At 51.8% G+C, this 19,652-nt stretch carries 11 protein-coding genes; 4 read left to right on the top strand and 7 right to left on the bottom strand.

The window, feature by feature from the left end:
* Positions 1–170 precede the first annotated feature (170 nt).
* Both CSR04_RS11240 and CSR04_RS11235 read left to right on the top strand, forming a co-directional pair.
* Positions 171–2,894: a TonB-dependent receptor domain-containing protein gene (locus tag CSR04_RS11240; protein ID WP_172449330.1), complete on the top strand. Its 2,724-nt coding sequence runs from the start codon at positions 171–173 to the stop codon at positions 2,892–2,894.
* Between the two features lie 155 nt (positions 2,895–3,049).
* Entirely contained in the window at positions 3,050–3,793 is a 744-nt protein-coding gene (locus CSR04_RS11235; protein ID WP_102796393.1) for a GntR family transcriptional regulator, read from the top strand.
* A 3-nt stretch (positions 3,794–3,796) separates the two neighbouring features.
* Here CSR04_RS11235 and CSR04_RS11230 read toward each other — a convergent pair whose 3' ends face one another.
* The 7 genes from CSR04_RS11230 to CSR04_RS11200 all read right to left on the bottom strand — a co-directional run bounded on the left by CSR04_RS11230 (position 3,797) and on the right by CSR04_RS11200 (position 15,054).
* On the bottom strand, positions 3,797–4,627 hold the full coding sequence (locus CSR04_RS11230; RefSeq protein ID WP_102796392.1) for an endonuclease/exonuclease/phosphatase family protein: 831 nt from the start codon (positions 4,625–4,627) through the stop codon (positions 3,797–3,799).
* A 98-nt stretch (positions 4,628–4,725) separates the two neighbouring features.
* Positions 4,726–6,948, bottom strand: a complete 2,223-nt coding sequence (locus tag CSR04_RS11225) for a GH92 family glycosyl hydrolase (protein ID WP_102796391.1) — start codon at positions 6,946–6,948, stop codon at positions 4,726–4,728.
* The gene (locus tag CSR04_RS11220) at positions 6,945–9,158 is read right to left on the bottom strand and encodes a GH92 family glycosyl hydrolase (RefSeq protein ID WP_102796390.1); all 2,214 of its coding nucleotides are present in this window, start codon (positions 9,156–9,158) and stop codon (positions 6,945–6,947) included. The genes CSR04_RS11225 and CSR04_RS11220 overlap by 4 nt, the downstream gene beginning before the upstream one ends.
* A gap of 78 nt (positions 9,159–9,236) precedes the next feature.
* Positions 9,237–10,424, bottom strand: coding sequence for an AGE family epimerase/isomerase (locus tag CSR04_RS11215; RefSeq protein ID WP_102796389.1), 1,188 nt, complete (start codon positions 10,422–10,424; stop codon positions 9,237–9,239).
* Complete coding sequence (locus CSR04_RS11210) at positions 10,421–11,434, bottom strand: carbohydrate kinase family protein (protein ID WP_102796388.1); 1,014 nt, start codon at positions 11,432–11,434, stop codon at positions 10,421–10,423. Before CSR04_RS11210 ends, CSR04_RS11215 begins: the two co-directional genes overlap by 4 nt.
* 2 nt (positions 11,435–11,436) lie before the next feature.
* Complete coding sequence (locus CSR04_RS11205) at positions 11,437–12,681, bottom strand: sugar MFS transporter (protein WP_172449329.1); 1,245 nt, start codon at positions 12,679–12,681, stop codon at positions 11,437–11,439.
* Between the two features lie 39 nt (positions 12,682–12,720).
* On the bottom strand, positions 12,721–15,054 hold the full coding sequence (locus CSR04_RS11200) for a GH92 family glycosyl hydrolase (protein ID WP_102796387.1): 2,334 nt from the start codon (positions 15,052–15,054) through the stop codon (positions 12,721–12,723).
* A 324-nt stretch (positions 15,055–15,378) separates the two neighbouring features.
* Here CSR04_RS11200 and CSR04_RS11195 point away from each other — a divergent pair, with 324 nt between their 5' ends.
* Together CSR04_RS11195 and CSR04_RS11190 are read left to right on the top strand one after the other, a co-directional pair.
* A complete protein-coding gene (locus CSR04_RS11195; protein WP_102796386.1) occupies positions 15,379–16,386 on the top strand; it encodes a LacI family DNA-binding transcriptional regulator in 1,008 nt (335 codons plus the stop codon).
* Positions 16,387–16,727: 341 nt separating this feature from the next.
* Positions 16,728–19,628, top strand: a complete 2,901-nt coding sequence (locus CSR04_RS11190; RefSeq protein ID WP_102796385.1) for a TonB-dependent receptor — start codon at positions 16,728–16,730, stop codon at positions 19,626–19,628.
* The last annotated feature ends 24 nt before the right edge of the window (positions 19,629–19,652 follow it).

Below are 19,652 nucleotides of genomic sequence, written 5' to 3'. Positions count from 1 at the left end.
GTAAGCAAAGAGTTAACCCTTTGTAAACCTTGCTGTTGCTGCCTGGCGTTATTTTTGACCGAGATAAAAAGGGCGCTTTTTCCGACCACTCGGTTTGACTAATGGTATCTGATGTATCAGAATTTTTTAATACCAATTTAATACCATTGGCATAACGCAGAGGAAGTGAGATGAAAAAGAACAAGATAACCAGGTTGTTGGCCTGTAGTGCGACAACGGCCCTGATGGCGCAATTCGGTGTGGTGGGCAGTGCAATGGCCCAGGACAGTGCTGAAAAAGCCGCTGAAATTATTCAGATAACGGGTTCGCGTATCGCCCGCAGCGAACTGGCGGCCACCAGCCCGGTCACCACCATTGAAAAGACTCAGTTGCAACTGGATCGCGCCGTTAATGTGGAAGACATCACCGCCAAGCTGCCTCAGGCTGCGGCAGGGGCCAACAGCACCGGCGCCACTGTGGGTGATTCTTTGGGCTCGTCTACCCTGGATTTGCGCGGATTAGGCCAGAACCGTACGCTGGTGCTGATCAACGGTACCCGCGCTACGCCGTTCAGTTTCCGTAATTCGGTGGATCTCAACAGCATTCCGGCCGGTTTGATTAAAAGGGTTGATGTGCTGACCGGCGGTGCTGCGGCAATTTATGGTGCCGATGCGGTAGCCGGTGTGGTTAACTTTATTCTTGATGACCAATATGAAGGCCTGGAACTGTCCAGCAGCTATGAAATGCCTAAGGGCGGCGCTGAGCAATTTAATGTGGATGCCATATTCGGTGGCGATATTCACGATGGCCGTGGCCATGTTACCGGTTATATGGGGTATTCCGAGCGTCAGGAATTGCTGGCCGGTGAACGTGATTTCACCTCTGATACTAAAACCCTGGTGGCCGGTACAGGCGGTAATTTTACCGATGTGGCCAGTGGTAATTTCTTTGCCTTTGACGAAAGCGGTTCACTGGCGAACAGCCGCCAAACCCTGGATGTGACCTCACAACGCTATCTGATTCAGCCCATGAAGCGTTTAAGCGCCGGGGTATTCTTTGGCTATGATCTGGCCGACAGTGTGGAAGCATATGGTCGCGCCATGTTTACTCAGGTGCGGGTGACAGGTGCAGGCTCCACTGGCCAGACGCCGGTAGCGGTGAATGAACAGGTGCGTATCAGTGCCGATAATGCCTTTATTACCGATGAATTCCGTAACCTGCTGACCTTCGATGCCAATGGCGAAGCACTGGTTAACGTGGAGCGTAATCTGGGCCTGGGTTTGCAACATACCAAAACCACCCGCAATACCTTGCAGTTCCAACTGGGTCTGCGTGGTGACATTAATGACAATATTGCCTGGGATTTGTATGGCCAGTACGGTCGTACCGACGGTAAAGCCACAGTGTACAACAACGGTGTACGTCTGGATGCGGCCGGTAACAGCCGTTTCGCTGCGCTGGCCAACAGTGTCGATATTTTTGGCCCCGGCGCCGATTTCAGCAGCCTGAGCAATCCGGTATTGCATTCCGACCGTCAGCGTGAGCAAAGTATTGTCGCTCTGACCTTCTCCGGCGATACCCTTGGCCTGTTTGAAATGCCGGCTGGCCCGTTAAGCTACGCGGTGGGTTATGAATACCGTAAAGAGCATGGTATTCAAACCGCAGGCAGCGCGCTGCGCAGCGGCACCGCCTATGGCCTGGGTGGCATTTTCGATATGGATGCGGAATTTGACTCCAAAGAATTCTATGCCGAATTACTGGTGCCCTTGCTGGTGGATCTGCCCTTTATTCAGGAACTGAACCTGGAAGGTGCTTATCGCACATCGGACTATTCCAATACCGATTCGGCTAATACCAATAAGCTGGGACTAAGCTGGACGATTAATGACGATTTGCGTTTGCGCGCCACCCGCCAGACCGCCATTCGTGCTCCAAACCTGGGTGAATTTGCCGGACCTGAAACGGCGCTGTCACTGGCCTTGTTTGATGAAAACAGTGCACAGTTCGTACCACGCCTGGGTGGACGTTTCGACGGTGACCCTTGCCTGGATGGCCGCGGTAATGCCGAGCAATGCGCCCGCTTTGGTGCACCGGCCCCGGGCACGGCGTTTGATTCTTCCAAAGCCATTTACACCTTTGGTGGCAACCCGGATATTCGCCCTGAAGAAGCCATTACCTACACGGTGGGCCTGGTGTATACCCCGGACTATATCGACGGCTTTGATCTGACCCTGGATTATTACGATATCGAGATTAATGATGCGGTTAGTCAAATTCAGCCCATTGCTGCGCTGACCAACTGTTATATCGATAACCCGGTAGCCGACAACCCGCTCTGCGGTGCGGTGCTGCGCGATCCTAACACCGGTCTTATCAGTCAGACCCTGGTCAACGATCTGAACCTGGCGACCTTGCAGCAGTCAGGCGTTGATATCGGCATGCGTTATCGTTTTGACTCAGTATTGGGCTTTGGTGAAACGCTGCAACTGAGCTATCAGGGCAATGTGGTGACCAAACAGGAACGTCAGGACAATGCCACCGTGGCCGCCCGTGATTGTAAAGGCACCTTTGGCACCGCTTGTACCGGTGACTTTGCCAGTATCCTGCAAGCCGATTATCGCCATCGCGCTGCCGTTGACCTGTATCTTGATGATGTGAATGTGCAGCTAAGCTGGCGCCGTATTGGTGATGTGGTGAATGCATTGGATGCCACCGACAGCATCTCGGCACAGAATTACATTGACCTGGCCGCGTCCTGGCAGGTATCAGACGCACTGCAACTGACCTTCGGCGTCGACAACCTGTTCGACAAGGAGCCACCTAAGCCGGAGTCTGCCGCCAACCTGTTTGGCACGGTTAGCGATTACGACGTGATTGGTCGCTCCTTCGGTCTGTCGGTTCGCTATCGTCAGTAGTCTGACCCAAAAGGCAGTGACAGTCGTCACTGCCTTTTTTGTTTGTACGGTAGACTGATAAGGGAAATCCGATATTCTGTTATAAACTCATGCCTGAAATATCAATAGCTTCGGGCCCGTCCTAATGCTCAATTATCCTGACAAGGTCCGCAGTGATGCATACTTTTCCTAAACAACTGCCGCCTAATCTGGACGATGCCACACCGCTGTATCGCCAGTTGGCCGCACATATCCGCCAGTTGATTGCCGACGGCGTGGTGAAATCCGGTCAAGCCCTGCCTGCCGAGCGTGAGTTGATGGAAATTTCCGGTACGTCCCGTGTCACGGTGCGTAAAGCTCTTGAGCAGTTGATTGACGAAGGCTTGCTGGTGCGCCGCCAGGGCGCTGGTACTTTTATTGCGCCAAGTCGTGAGCAGTCCGGTCAGCGATTAACCGGTTTTAGTGCCGATGCGAAAAGCCGGGGCGAATCGCCAAGTTCAGTATGGCTGGTAAAAAGCCTGGCCAATGCTACCGAAGACGAAGCCAAGCATTTAGGTTTAAACGAGGGCGAACCCGTGATGCGCTTCAGCCGTTTGCGTTTGTCTGACGGCGAACCTCTGGCCATAGAGCACGCGGTTATTCCCGGCAATACCCTGCCATCGCCAGATGTGGTGTTGGATTCTTTGTATCAGGCGCTGCGCGAATATGGCAAACACCCCAGTAAGGGCACACAGAAACTGCGCGCCTCCCTGGCATCACCCATCGAAGCCGGCCTGCTTACTATCAAAGACGGTAGCGAGGTGTTGCGTATTGAGCGCCAGACTTATCTGAACGACGGCTCCGTGGTGGAATATACCCGTTCCGTTTATCGGGGGGATAAATACGTGTTTGTGTCTGAGTTGCAGGATGTTGGGGGTTAGTCTCTATTTTATATCTAGCGATACCGAGATGGGGAAATGGTCTGATATATACACCCCGTCTTTGACTATAAGGTGCGTCTGATATTTTGCGGCAGTGATGCGCTTATCAGCAAACATATAATCAATACGCGCGGCTTTTTCCGTTTTGCCAAAGCCATTGTAGGTCGGCTCTGCTGTCTGGCCTGAGGCAGTATCAAAAAGCGGCTTACTGTTACTTAGCTGCTGATAAGCCGCATCACCTGGCTGGGCGTTAAAATCACCGGTGACGATAACAGGTAGATCATCACAGCGCAGCGGGATTTGTGCCAATAACAGTTTGGCTGCCTGCTGGCGGGCCTCATCACTGACATGACTGAAGTGAGTATTGAAAAAGCAAAAATCCCGTTGGCTATGTTTATCGGTAAAAATGGCCCAACTGGTGATTCTGGGTAAATGCGCGCCCCAGCCGATGGAACCAGGTTGATTAGGGGTTTCTGATAACCAGAAATATCCATTCTTTATTAGTTGCAGGCGACTTTTGCGATACAAGATGGGGACAAACTCACCGGCTTGCTTGCCATCGTCACGACCGGCGCCCAGTTGGCCGTATTCCGGCAGTTGCGCCCCCAGCCATTGCCACTGATGGGCCAATACCTCCTGCATACCTATTACATCAGCGCTTAAATTCCGGATATGTTCAATCACCAGTGCCTGGCGATGGGACCAGGCATGAATGCCGTCGGCGGGATTGTCATAACGCAGGTTAAAGCTTTCTACTAATAACGGCTTGGCCTGAGCCAGGCTGCAATAAGCCGTACCCAATACCAATATCAGAATACTGATGCGTTTAAACATGTCCAGACTCCCTGTGGGTCGCACTTTAGTGCGACGCTATAATTATCCAAGCGGCAGTCGGGCGTTGGCCCGACCTGCCATCTTAGCCTGCTCAGGCGTTAATAGAATACCAAGCGGCCGCCACTGACCAGCGTCTGATGGGTTAAGAATGGTTGTTCTATATCTTGCTGCTGGAATTTAATCCTGACATCTTTATTAGAATTACTATTCTTTTGCTGGTTTTCTATTACCAGGGTTTTGCCAGAATAGTAGTCTGGGTTCAGGTGCAAGGTGACTTTATCGAAACTGGGCGTAAACAAGGCATAGTCCATCAGACCAGGACTGACCGGGTAAATACCCAGCATCGCAAAAGCCAGCCAGGCCGACATAGTGCCGGTGTCATCGTTGCCGGGCAGACCGGCTGGATGATTGCCATAATGCTCAGCGATTAACTGTTGTACCCGCGCCGAGGTGCGCCAGTTTTGCCCGTCCAGGTAGTTATACAAAAACGGGTAGGTGATATCCGGCTCGTTGGCCATATCAAAATTGCCGGTATCGAAGGTGGCGTCCAGGGCCTGCAAAAAGTTGTGCTGGCCACCCAGCAACTCGATTAGCCCGGGTGTGTCATGGGGTACGTAGAAGCGGTAATTCCAGGCATTGCCTTCAATATACCCCGGAGCCGGTTCAAAATTGCGGCCCAGTTCTGGATCATAAGGGGTCAGCCACTGGTCCTGACGATTTTTAGGCCGCAGCATACCGGTGCTGGGGTCAAACAACTTGCGGTAATGTTGTGCGCGGCGTTGATACTTTTGCTGGTCAGCGGTTTTACCCAAAGCGCCGGCCAGTTGTGCCAGGGTAAAGTCGGCCAGGTAATATTCTAAGCTGGTGGAAACACTGCCGTCATACGGCCCTTCATCATCCACCGGCACATATCCCAAATCCAGATAATCGGCATTTTCCGGGCGCAGCAGATTGTTGTCTCGCTGCTCGGCGGCGCGCACCATGGCCTGGTAGGCTGCGGCAACATCAAAATCCTGAATGCCGCGCAGGTAGCTGTCGGCAATCATCGGCGTGGCCGGGTCACCCACCATCACCTGAGTTTCCATACCGTAGAGCTCCCATTTGGGTAGCCAGCCGCTCTCACCGGCCATGGCCACAGCAGAGCGTAGCATATCGCTTTGTAATTCTGGATAAAGCAGGCTCAGCAGGGGGTGCAAATTGCGGTTGGTATCCCACAGGGAATACACCGTATAGCGGTTGTGCTTGCTGTTGCCGGTGCCTTGCTGGCCCATCAACGGGTAATCGCCGTTAACATCCTGCAGGATATTGGGGTGAATCAGGCTGTGGTACAAGGCGGTATAAAACAGGGTTTTCTGTTCCTGCTCACCTTGTACTTCCACCCGGTCCAGCAACTTGTCCCAGGCGGCGACGGCCTGACGGCGAACCTTGGCAAAGTCAAAGCCGGGTTGTTCTGCCTGCAGATTGGCACGGGCATTTTCGATGCTGACAAAGGAAATCCCCAGCTGCACTTCCACCGCTTCGTTATCCTGAGTGTCAAAGCTGAACCAGGCACCAATGTCATCGCCGCTTAGTTGCTGGCGATAGTTGGCATAGGGCTTAATGCTGTCGTTGTAGCTTATCCAGTCTGCTTCGACATTCTTGTAGGCAGGCATTTTCTTCCAGGCGCCCAGCTCAATGGCGGGTTTGCTGAAGCGGGCCACAAAGTAAACCGGCCGTACATCTTCGGCGTTGTAGCAAAAGGTGCCAAGCATGCGGCTGCCCTGTATTTCCTGGTCAGACACTATCTTGAGGCTGGCGCCGGTTTCATTGGTCAGGCCCAGACCCAGATTCAACAGTACATGCGACTTTCCTTTGGGGAAGGTAAAACGGCTCAGACCGGTACGTAAGGTGCTGGTCAGTTCGGCCTTAACCTGATATTTGTCCAGCAATGTACTGTAGTAGCCAGGGCTGGCCTGCTCCCTGGAATAGGTACTGCCGTATTCGCGCGCGTCCAGATTCAGCTTGCCGGTGGTGGGCATCAGCAGCATTACCCCGGCTTCCGGGCAGCCGACACCGCTTAAGTTCAGATGACTGAAGCCGGTTAGAAAGCGGTTTTCATGGATATACACCCGGGAATTCCAGGCGTCGTCCTTTTCAAACTTATTTAAGTCGCCACCATAGGCCACATTGAAGGGCGACACCGAGGCCAGCGCATTGGGATACTGCGCGCCCGGGTGGGTGGCGCCAAAATTGGACGTGCCGATAAAGGGATTTACATATTGGCTGTTGCCGGCCAGGAGGCCTGTGCTAACCAGCAGCAGGCTCAGGATCAGTTTTTTCATGGTGTGGCACTCAGGGTAAAGACCAGCTCACCGCCAGCCAGAATATCTTGATGACTCAGCAGATAACCTTCAAGGGGCTGACCGTTGAGGGTGACCTGTTTAACATACACCTGCTCCGGCCCCTGATTCAGGGTGCGAATCTTAAAGCTGTTACCGTTTTCCAGATAGATTTCAGCGCTGTCCACCTCGGGGCTGCCCAGCACATATTGGCCGGATACCGGGTCAACCGGGTAGAAACCCAATGCGCTGAACAGATACCAGGCTGACATTTGCCCGGCATCTTCATTACCGGCCAGGCCGTCTGGCTGGGTGGTGTACAGCGTGTGCATAATTTGTCTGACCAGCTTCTGGGTTTTATGCGCCTCGCCCAGATACTGATAGAGGTAAGGCACATGATGACTGGGCTCATTGCCGTGCACATACTGGCCGATGTAGCCGGAGATCCACTCCGGGAACTCTTCCAGGTTTTGCACTGTATTGAACATGGCATCCAGTTTGGCGCTGACCTGCGCCTTGCCGCCCATCATCTCCACCATACCGGCCACATCATGGGGCACAAAGAAGCTATATTGCCAGGCGTTGGCCTCGCAATAATCCTCGGGGTGATAGGCGTTGGGATCAAAAGGTTCGCGGAACTGTCCCTGCTCGTCCAGGGCGCGCATAAAGCCGCTTTGCGCATCAAAATGATGGCGGTAGTTCTGTGCCCGCCTGGCAAAACGCTGATAAATATCCTGCTTGCCAAGGGCTTTGGCCAGACGGGCAATGGCCCAATCGTCATAGGCATATTCCAGGGTCAGGGCTACATTCCATTTACGCTCTGGGTAGGGCACAAAGCCGAGTTTCTGATAACTGGCCAGGCCAAACGCCTGTTGTTCGGCGCTTTGCAGGGCAGCCTTAAGCAGCAGTTCGCCGTCGATATCGGTCAGGCCCTTTAAGTAGGCATCCACCAACACCGGTACCGAGTGGTAGCCCATCATCATATCGGTTTCATTGCCCTGGAAAATCCATACCGGTAAGCGTCCGGCCACCTGGTAGTGGTCCATCATGCTGTCCATCATTTCCCGGGTGCGGCTTTGGTCAATCAGGGTTTTCCAGGGGTGCAGGGCACGGAAGGTGTCCCATAAGGAGAAAAACTCATAACGTGGGTGGCCTTTTGCCTGATGAATATTGCCATCCGGCCCTTTGTAGCGGCCATCCACGTCGGAAAATAACCGCGGTGCCAAAGAGGCATGATACATGGCGGTATAAAACTGTGTCAGATTATCCTCCGACGCCTTGATTCTGACTTTACTCAGTTCCTTGCGCCAAGCCTGCTGAGCCACCGCCAGTGTTTGCGCAAAATCCAGCACATGCTTCTCTGCCTGCAGATTGGCTTTGGCATTGTCGATGCTGACTGAACTGATGGCGGTGTGCACCAACAGTTCCTTACCGTCAGCAAGGTCAAAATCCAGCTCCAGTGCCAGGTTTTCAGCAAAGGCCTCGGCTTGCGTCAGGATGCGGGCATCGGCCTCAATCACATGTTTGGCAATAGGCTGCGAAAAGCGAGTATAGAAATATACCCGCTGGTCTTTGGCCCAGCCGGTGGATTTGCGGTAGCCGCCAATGCTGTAGGCATCCAGTATTTGCACATGGGTGGCCAGGGTTTTGTCCCAGTTGCGGCTGTAACCTAAATCCAGACGCACCACACCTTGTTGTGCATTGGCTGGGAAGGTGTATCTTTGCAAACCGCTGCGTGCGCCAGCCGTCAATTCTACATTGATATCATAGTCTGTGAGTCTGACCTGATAATAGCCAGGGCTGGCCTGTTCCTGGTCATGACTGAAGTGCGAGACTATGGTGCCCTGCTTAGGTCCACCTTCGGTCGGCAGCAGGTTGAAGGGCCGGGTCAGGGGCATAAAAGAGATATCATACAAGTCGCCGGCGCCGGTGCCGGACAGATGCGTATGGCTAAAGCCAGCGATGATATTGTCCGGGTAAAAATAGCCGGCTATCCAGTCCCAGCCGGTACGGCCATTGTCCGGGCTAAGCTGCACCATACCATGCGGGACGGTAGCGCCAGGGAAGGTTTTGCCTTTACCGTCGGTACCGATAAACGGATCCACATAGGGCAGCGGATCAAACTGATTGGCAACCGGACTTTCGGGTGGACTGGATTGTTGGTTGCAGGCTGACAGCAATGTGGTCAGCATTAGCGCAAAGAACTTCTTCATCACATCCTCATACTATATGACAGGCAAAGGCCCGTCTTAGCGGGCCTGAATTTGTTCTGATGGTCAGAACGAACGGGATTAGTTAAGTGCCGGGTGGCCCATATCACGCAGCACCTCAAAACAGGCGCCCAGAGTGTGATAATCGCACTTGGCGCCCGCCGCACTTTTCTGATTGGAATACTTGGTATTGTCTTTTTTCAGTACTCTGAACCAGGCACCGTATTGGTGATCCACCATATGCTGCCAGCTGTATTGCCACAGCGCCGCATACTGCTCAAGGTATGCTTGCTGCCCAGTGGCTTTGTGCAGCATCGCGGCTGCGGCAAAGCTCTCGGCCTGCACCCAGAAGTATTTGTCGTCGTCACACCAGTTACCCTGCGGGTCGAAACCATACACCAGGCCGCCGTCCTGTGCATCCCAGGCCTGCTGATAGGCGCGATCAAACAGGGATTTGGCGCGTTCAAGTTGCCATTGCTGCGGCGCATGGCGATGCAGAATCAGAAGTAACTTGGTCCATTCGGTCTGATGGCCAGGCTGGAAGCCCCAGGGACGATACAGGTTCTTCGGATCGTCTTTGTTGTATTCCCAATCGGGGTGAAAACTAGGGGTGTAATGTTCCCATACCAGCCCATCCGTTAAATCTGCCTGACGTACGGCAATGTTCTGAGCCAGCAACTTAGCCCGCTGCAGAAACTGATTTAGACCTGTGGCTTCAAAAGCCGCCAGCATGGCTTCACACATATGCATATTGGCGTTCTGGCCGCGATAGGCACTTAATACCCCCGCCGGGCTGATCTCATCCGCGTATAAACCGTATTCTTCCTGCCAGAAACGTTGTTCAAGCAAGGTATACACTTTTAGCAGCGGCGCATCGTCGGTGATCAACCTGGCTTTGCGCGCTGCCGCATAGGCCAGCAGCACAAAAGCATAGCCATAGGCCTGCTGGGTCATATCCAGTGGCTGGTGGTTGTTGAGGGTCCAGGCCCAGGTCTGGCTGTCGGCCTGCCAGTGCACATTTTGCAGGTAATCCAGACCGTGTTTGGCAATATCCAGATAGTCCTGGCGGTCAAACACCAGTCCGGCCGTTGCGTAGTTAACAATAATACGGGTGCTGCTGACTAACTGTTTGAAGTGAGTGTCAAACAACTCACCATTATCGAGAAAGTTCTGGTGATAGCCACCGGTGCTATCCACCACTTTGTCGGTGTAAAAATCCAGAATGCTCTGGCAATGGGAAAGCAAAAAATCTTGCGAGTAGAAATTCATACCGGACTCCGGAATAACAGAGGATTAAAGGCACTGGCAGGATGACCATGTTCGGCGAGCCGGGCTTGTATACAAGCCAGATCCGGCAAGGCCGGAAAGGCGCCGGGCTGTGTTACGGCATAGGCGCCGCAGTGCGTGGCAAACAGCAATAAGGATTCAAGTTCTGAGGCATTGGCGAATACATCGGTGACCTGGTCAAAACACCCCAGTGCATATAAAAAACCACCGATAAACGCATCGCCACCGGCGGTGGTATCCACCGCTTTGACTTTAGGCGGTTGAATACTGCCCTGCTGGTTTGCCGTGAAATAATCAATGCGGTTGGCGCCATCTGTTACCAGCAGCAATTGGCACTGTTCGGTCAGGCAGTGGGCGATGTAGTCCTGACAGTTGCCGTTTGCAAGATATTCCAGTTCATCACGGGAAAACTTGACCAGATCAGACTTAGTTACCAGGTTGTTGACCAGCACGCGGTCCGCTTCGCCACTTGCCCACAAGTTATGGCGCAGGTTGACATCAAAACTCACCAGATTACCGGCACGACGGGCGCTGTCCACAATGTGGCTGGTGCATTCGGCAATATGCCGGGTGGTCAGGGTGTTGCTGCAAAAATGCAAAATGCTGTCACCACTAAACCAGTCGCTGTGCACCTGGTGTTTCTCCAGAATCACATCTGCTGTGTCATGGCGATGAAAGGAAAAGCTGCGGTCGCCACTTTCATCCAGCATCACAAAGGCCAGCGCGGTTTTAGCCTGGGGGTGCTTGAGCAAAAATCTGGTGTCGACACCGTACTGTATCAGTGCATCGGCCAGAAACTCGCCAAAGGGGTCCTGACCCACCTGGCCAGCAAAGAAAGCCTGCCCACCAAGGCGAGCCACCGCCACGGCGGCATTGGCTGGTGCGCCGCCCGGATACTGGCGGAATTCCGGCAGGGTAAGCGGCCCCTGACGCGTTGCGCCAATATGCAGAAAATCAATCAGGGCCTCACCAAAACAAAGAATCTTCTTCATGATTACGCCTTTGCCACTTGCAGTTGCTGGTTCTGTTTAGAGCCGCTAATGGCGTACCAGCCGATATACAGATAAGCACACATAGGTACGATAAAGCTGAGCTGTACCGAGCTTTGGTCCGCCACAATGCCTTGCAGCAAGGGCAGAATAGCGCCGCCGACGATGGCCATGCACAGCAAGCCTGAACCACGGGATGTCAGGCGGCCCAGGCCACCTATGGCCAGCGAGAAGATGGTGGGGAACATAATGGAATTAAAGAAGCCAACCGCCAGAATCGACCACATGGCCAGTTCCCCGGCACTATTGATGGACAGAACAATCAGGCCAATGGCCAGCATGGCGTTACCGGCTAATACATAAACCGGGGCGATAATGCGGGTTAAGATAGCGCCGATAAAACGGCCAATCATGGCCGCGCCCCAATAATAGGAGACCATGGCACCGGCTTGTTTGGCACTGAGGTTGCCAATATGGGCTTCGGCAAAATAATTCACCAGGAAGCTGCCTATCGCCACTTCGGCGCCCACATATAAGAAGATTGCTAAGACGCCGAACATCAACTGGCGATGGCCCAATACTTCAGACCAGCTTGGTTTGGCCTGTTCGTGCAAATCCGTGTGGATTTCCGGTAATTTGATGGCTTTGAATAATAACGCCACCAACACAGTGGCCCCGGCTAGAATCAGATAAGGCAGCTTAACCGCATCGGCACTGATGGCCTCGGCAGCAGCACCGAAAATCAAAACTGTGCCGAACAGTGGCCCCAGGGTGTGACCAAGGGAATTCACCGCCTGCGCCAGATTGAGGCGGCTGGCACTGGTTTTTTCCGGCCCCAGAATGGCCACATACGGGTTAGCCGAGACCTGCAAAACCGTAATACCTGCGGCCAGCACAAACAGCGCCAGCAGGAAGACGCCGTACACTTTGACTTCAGCAGCCGGATAAAATAACGCACAGCCCGCCGCAATAGTGCAAAGACCGCTGATAATACCGCGGCGATAACCGATTTTTTCGATCAACATGCCGGCAAAGGGCGAAACAATGAAGTACGCGCCAAAGAAGCAAAACTGCACCAGCATGGCCTGAGTGTAGTTAAGGGAAAACACTTCCTTGAGGTGCGGGATCAAAATATCGTTGAGGGCAGTGATAAAGCCCCAGATAAAAAACAGGGTGGTCATGGCGGCAAAGGCGAAGTGGCTGCTTTGCCCTTGCCCTGTTGCCTTCTGACCTGATTGGATAACAGCCATATTCAATTCTCGTTGAAGAGGGCGCTGCGCGCCCTGTGGTTAATGGGGTTGGGTTTCCAGCGACATGGAATAAGGCTGAGCCTCTTTGCTATTGGCCCAGGCTTTGTTCGGCTGACCACCCATATCAAACTGCAACTTGCCACCGGCCTGAATAACATGATGGTCAAGCCAGCTTTTTTGCAGGGCCTGGCCGTTTAAGCTGGCGGCCTGAATGTAGGGGTGCTGGTCCAGGTTGTTGCTGGACTCAATCACAAACTCCTTGCCGTCTTCCAGGGTCAGAGTGACCTTGTCAAACAATGGGCTGCCTATCACATATTCCGTGGTACCCGGCGTAACAGGATAAAAGCCCAAGGCGCTGAATACGTACCAGGCCGAGGTCTGACCGTTGTCTTCGTCACCGCAATAGCCGTCCGGGGTGGCGGAATACAGCTTGTTCATCACGTCACGCACTTTGTACTGGGCTTTCCAGGGCTGGCCGGCGTGGTTGTACAGATAAATCATATGCTGAATTGGCTGGTTACCATGGGCGTAGTTACCCATGTTGACGATCTGCATCTCGCGGATTTCGTGAATAGTGAAACCATAGTAAGAATCATCAAACAGCGGCGGCATATCAAATACCTGATCCAGCTTGCTGATAAAGGCCTGCTGGCCGCCCATCAGTTGTTTCAGGCCTTCGATATCGTGGAATACCGACCAGGTGTAGTGCAGAGCATTACCTTCGGTAAAGGCATCACCCCATTTGAGCGGATTAAACGGCGTCTGGAAGCTGCCATCCTGGTTTTTACCACGCATCCAGCCGCTTTGTGGGTCAAACAGGTTACGATAGTTCAGGGCGCGCTGCTTAAACACTGCTGCATCCTGTTCTTTACCCAGCGCTTTGGCCAGTTTGTACAGATTAAAATCGGCAAAGGCATATTCCAGGGTACGCGCAGCATTTTCATGAATGCCCACATCGTAGGGTACGTAGCCGAGTTTGTTGTAATAATCCACCCCTTCACGACCTACCGACGTCATCGGACGGCCCTCGTTCACTTCGGCGTTTTTCTTAACCGCTTGGTACAGAGTGTCCATATCGAAGCCACGAATACCTTTTAAGTAAGCGTCAGCAATATTGATGGCGGAATTCGAGCCTACCATCACATTGCGGTGACCGGGGCTGGCCCATTCTGGCAGCCAGCCTGATTCCTTATAGGTGTTGGCCAGCCCTTGCATGATTTGCGCGTCCATCTCGGGATACATCAGGGTAAAGAAGGGGAAAACCGCACGGAAGGTGTCCCAGAAGCCGTTATCGGTAAACATATAGCCGGGCAGCACATCGCCGTTGTAAGGGCTGTAATGGACCAACTGGTTGTCGGCGTCGTATTCATAGAACTTACGCGGGAACAGCAGGACCCGGTACAGGGCAGAGTAAAAGGTACGTACCTGATCCAGGTCCTGGTCTTCCACCCGGATACGCGACAACTCTTGCTGCCAGGTTTGTCTGGCCTTGGCTCGGGTCTGGGCAAAACTATCCTTGCCTACTTCACGACGCAGGTTCAGCTCAGCCTGTTCAAGGCTGATAAACGAAGAGGCCACTTTGGCATGCACCTGTTCGCCACGTTGGGTTTTAAAGCCAATAATGGCGCCCACATGCTCACCTTCGCTTTGCTGACTGTTTTTTTGCAGCGACCATTCGTCGTGCCAGGTGTGGGTTAGTTCAAAGTCCTTGTCGAACTCGATCACAAAGTAGTTATGGAAGTTGTCCGGCACACCGCCATGGTTGTTGCGTGCATAGCCGACAATTTTGCGCTGTTTGGGCAGAATTTTAACCATGGAGCCTTTGTTAAAGGCATCCAGCAAAATATAGGCACTGTCGGTTTGCGGGAAGGTGAAACGAAACTGTGCGGCCCGCTCAGTGGGAGTCACTTCCATCACCGTATCATAGTCGGCCAGGTATACCGAGTAATGGTCAGGCCCGGCTTGCTCGGCCTTATGGGAAAACCAGGAGGCGCGCTCATCTTCCTTAAATTTCAGCTCGCCGGTCACCGCCATTAATGAAAAGGCACCGTAGTCATTTAACCAGGGGCTGGGTTGATGGGTCTGCTTAATACCGCGCAGGGTGTCGTCATCATATTTGTAGGTCCAGCCGTCGCCCATTGGCGCTGTCATTGGGGTCCAGAAATGCATGGCCCAGGGCGTGGCGATAGCCGGATAAGTATTGCCATTGGACAGACTGAACTTGGAGTCGGTGCCCATCAAGGGGTTAACATATTGCACCAAATCGGTTTCTACCAGGTTAACCTGTTGTTGTTTGGGCGGTGATTGAGTCTGGTTGGCGCAGGCCAGTAGTGACAGACTGGCAACGGCGGCAAGGCAGGCAGTACGGGTCATGATGCATTCCATTTTTCTGCTGGGCCCGTTAGTAAAACTGAATCCGGGCCAGGTTAATAATTCGTAAAACTGTAATCGATTACATTTGTGGCGTCCAGAGTAAAATCCTCTTCTTGGTTGAAATGCCGGATTTTCACCTTATCCGGTAGTGTAGGAAGCAAAGAAAACCGGCATGTATGGCAATTTCGAAAATCTATGATATCGATTACATCTTTACTTGCTATTGCTCTGAGGTGGTGAAATCATATAAAGAGTAGGGAAGTTGTGACTTTGCCTCGCCCAACGGAAGGGGCTGAATCAGAAAATAGGAACTGTCATACCGTTATGACCAATATTAAGAAGGTAAGTGAGCTGGCTGGGGTTTCCACAGCCACTGTCTCGCGGGCGTTAAAAAATCCAGAACTGGTTACCGAACAGACCAGAGAAAAGGTCATGAAGGCGGTGCAGAAAGCCGGATACCGGCCGAACTGGCTGGCAACCAGTGTCAAAACCGGCAAGTCTAATTCTATTGTGGTGCTGGTTCCTAACCTGGTTAACCCGTTCTTTATGCGAATTATTGAAGGTATTGAGCAGGCCGCCCAGGAAAAGGGCTATTCAGTGTTGTTGGGGGATACCCAGGGTAAGGCCAGCCGCGAAAACGAATATGCCAGTATGGTTCTGACTAACAGGGCCGATGGTTTGATACAACTGGACCACTCTTTTCCGTTTTCACAGAATGACGCCGAACTGGCGGAGACTGTGCCTATGGTCAGTGTCTGTGAACGCATTGAAGGTGAGAAGCGCTATCCTTTTATTGAGTTAGATAACTATGCGGCCGGCAGGGCGTTGACTCACCATCTTATCAGTTATGGGCATCGCAGCTTCGGTATTATTGCCGGCCAGCTGACCAGTCAGATTCACCACGACAGGCTGGCTGGCATTCAAAGCGTGTTTAAAGAAGAAGGCATTGAATTTGATCAAAGCATGCTGGTGGGCGGCAGTTACCGTATCGAGACGGGGATTGAAGGTGTACAGGAACTGCTGCGCCGCGAGCAACGGCCTACCGCGATCTTTTGTTTTAACGATGATATTGCTATTGGTGCCCTGTATGAACTGAAGCGCCATGGCTTGCGCATCCCTGATGATATTTCTGTCACAGGTTTCGATAATGTAAAAGTCTCTGCTTATATGGACCCGCCACTGACTACCGTTGATCAACCCGCTTATGAAATGGGGCGCAGAGCGGTAGAGGTGTTGATCCAGCAAATTAACCGCCAGCCATTGCAACGCACCCGCGAAATTTTGCCTTTCCAATTGCTGGAGCGTGGCAGCACCGGGCCAGTGAAAAGCTGAGCCATGCTGGCGCTTGTAACATTTATAAACATCATTTACCTGCCTGTTTTTAAATTTGTTTAAAATTAAACTTCCTATTAAACAATAGGTTATCCTAAAGTCTGGTCTCCGCCCCCGTTGCTTTGGTTAAATAAATGTTATTCCCAACAATTTGGAACGTTGACAGTTTGTTGTCAGAAGTCTAGTATTTAAACCAATTTGTAATCGATTACATTTTGGTTTTGTGACCATTTGCAATCGAATCACCAGAAGTAAAAGTGTAAAGCACTGAAATTAAAGACTTATTAAGTCTTGTTGTTGATTTTGTGTTTACGATTACATTAACGCAAGTGGAGAAGCCAATGGCTACCTGGAACACAACAAAAAAATCCTCAGTATCAAGAGGGTTCGCCAAGTCCCTGCTATGTCTTTCGGTAATGAGTGCTATGGGAGCCTCGGCCCAGGCACAGGAAAATAACAATCAGCAACAGGCCGAGGAAACCGAAGTTATTGAAATACGCGGTATCCGCGCTTCTGCGTCTGAAAACCTGGCGGTAAAACGTTTATCTAATTCGGTGGTAGATGCCATTACCGCCGAAGACATCGGTAAGTTTCCGGATAAAAACGTAGCCGACTCGCTGCAACGCGTACCTGGCGTAGTGATTCAGCGCAGTGGTGGTGAGGGTGCAACCGTTAGTATTCGCGGTTTATCATCGGATTTGACCTTTACCCAGCTTAACGGCAACTTTATCGCCTCTTCTCCTGGCGAGCCTTCCCGCTCATTCTCCTACGCGCTGCTACCTTCCACTATGATTGAACGGGTGGAAGTATATAAATCCTCTGAAGCCCGTCTGGATGAAGGCGGTATTGGTGGTACTGTGCTGATGCACAGTCGCAAGCCGCTGAATATGGACAAGAATTCCGGTGTTCTGAATATCGAATACACCAACTCCGATATTACCGACAAATATGAACCGCAGTTTAGTGGTATTTATTCCTGGAAAAACGACGACGAAGACTTCGGTATGTTGTTTGGTTATACCCGCCAGGACCGCACTAACGGTTCACAAAGTTCCAGGGTAAATATCATCAATACAAACCTCCAATACCAAGAGCGTAAAGACAACCAAGTGGTTGAGGGGGGAGCCATAGGCTATGCGCCACAAAGTATGGTGCAGGAAATCTGGGACGAGAATCGAGAGCGTGAAGGCTATCAGTTTACTGCCCAGTGGCGCGTGTCCGACAGCCTTGAATTCGGTATGAACTACTTCCGTTTTACCCTCGGCCAGGATGCCATTTTAAATCAACTTGAATATCCTGAATGGCACAACGGCGATAAGTACTGGACAGATGTTCGGGTTGATGCTGATGCCCAGTATGTTACCGGGATTGATTACTCTGTAGGGGTCAGTGGTGCGCAGGAGGTAGCAGATATTCCGCGTATCAACGGCGAGTATATTGTTGAAGAGGCAACCTCTGATACGTTCGATTTTTATGCTACCTACGAGGGCGATAACTATAAGGCCAAGCTGACCTTTGGTAAAACCAAGGCTGAAGGCGGGCCATCTGAAAAATACCGCGCGGCCTACTACGCCAAAGAAGCTTCTCTATTCTACGGCTATGACCTGTCAGGCCATCGTATGACTACCTATATGGATCCTAATATGATCAATAATCTGGTGGCAGGTATCGGTGGTGATGCAGACGTAGGGGCAACCGACTCGAGCTTTGTGACCGGTACGCAGGAAGAAAAATACGCCAGCCTGGATGTGGATTACTACGTTGATTGGGGCATAGTCGATACCTTGCGTTTTGGCGGTAAATACCGCAATGGCAAAATTCACCGTGATACCCGTAATACCTTCTATCTGGCTCCAGATTTTGATATTGCGGCGGCTGAGGCCAATGGCGGCGTGAGTCTGGATGATGATTACTCTCGCCATGATGGTATCCCTGATATCACCACAGTGATTAAACCTGAGTCGTTGGGTAATTTATCTGATGTTATCAATACCAACCTGTTCCCAGCCGTTGACTGGCACAAGTACCAGCAGCATCTGGTGGATAACTTCGTTAAGTACACTCGTATCGAGCCAAACTATGTTTATGGGGTAGAAGAGGAAATCGCTGCTGCTTACATGCAGGCTGACTACCGATATAAGAGCTTGCGCGGTAACCTGGGCTTTCGCTTTGTACGCACTACAACTATCTCCGGCTCATCTGACAAAATAGTTTATCGTCTTGACTGGCAAGATGATGACGGAAATGATTTGCCTATCAATGAGCAGCGGGTAGAGAACTTTGTTTATATCGAAAAAGAAAACACCGAAAACAAGTTGCTCCCCAGTTTTAACCTGGTTTGGGACATCGATGAAAACTGGGTGTGGCGGGTTGCAGCAGCCAAAGTCATGTCCAGACCTGGATATGATGATCTAGGTAGATATCAGGAATTGATTTATACCTCGAACGAATACTCCAGTGACCGGGCCGGAGAACCTAACTTTGACTTGATTAAAGACACCGAAGGTTGGGTTGGCGGCGGCGGTAATACCAACCTGGCGCCGATGGAGTCCACCCAGTTTGACACTTCTTTGGAATATTACTACGGCGAAGGTTCTGGTTTTGGGATCGCTTTCTTCCGCAAGGAGATTGATAATTTCATTGTGCCGCTGAGAATCGATGTGAAGCGTAGCGCGCCAGAAATGGAATTTGTGTTGGAACATGCTGGCGGTGAAGTGGTTAGAGCCGGCGGAGATGATCTAACTATTCGCGACTTCAGCACTACAGCCAATGGTAGTGATTCAACATCGACCGGGACAGAAGTGTTCTGGCAGCATTTCTTCGACAATGGTTTTGGTCTTTACGCCAACTACACCAGCAATAAAACCAACGAGGCTGACCTTTCCGAAAATGGTGAGAAGGTTGGTACTTCGCCGTTAATTGGTAGTTCCAAATACCAAATGAACTTCTCTGTATTTTATGAAGATGACTTGTTCAGTGTGCGGGCCTCTTACAACAAACGAGGCCCTACCGTTGGTGGTTACAACAGTTCTTGGGATACCAACTACTACACGGCTAAATATGACCAGGTGGATATCAATGCCAGCTATAACCTGACTGACAACCTGGTGCTGTCTGCCTCAGTGATCAACCTGACCAAATCGGACACCTATCGATATTTAGGCAACGATACGGATAACCGTTTTATTCAGAATGCTTACAGCGGCCGTCGTTTCTATATGGGTGCCACTTACAGGTTTTAAGGGATTGCCCGCACTGGCGGGCAA

It is taken from the genome of Bowmanella denitrificans (assembly GCF_002887595.1).
In the GTDB taxonomy this organism is placed as follows: Bacteria; Pseudomonadota; Gammaproteobacteria; order Enterobacterales; family Alteromonadaceae; genus Bowmanella; species Bowmanella denitrificans.
The sequence above is the reverse complement of the archived record's forward strand: the minus strand, read 5'-3'. Positions and strand labels throughout refer to the sequence as shown.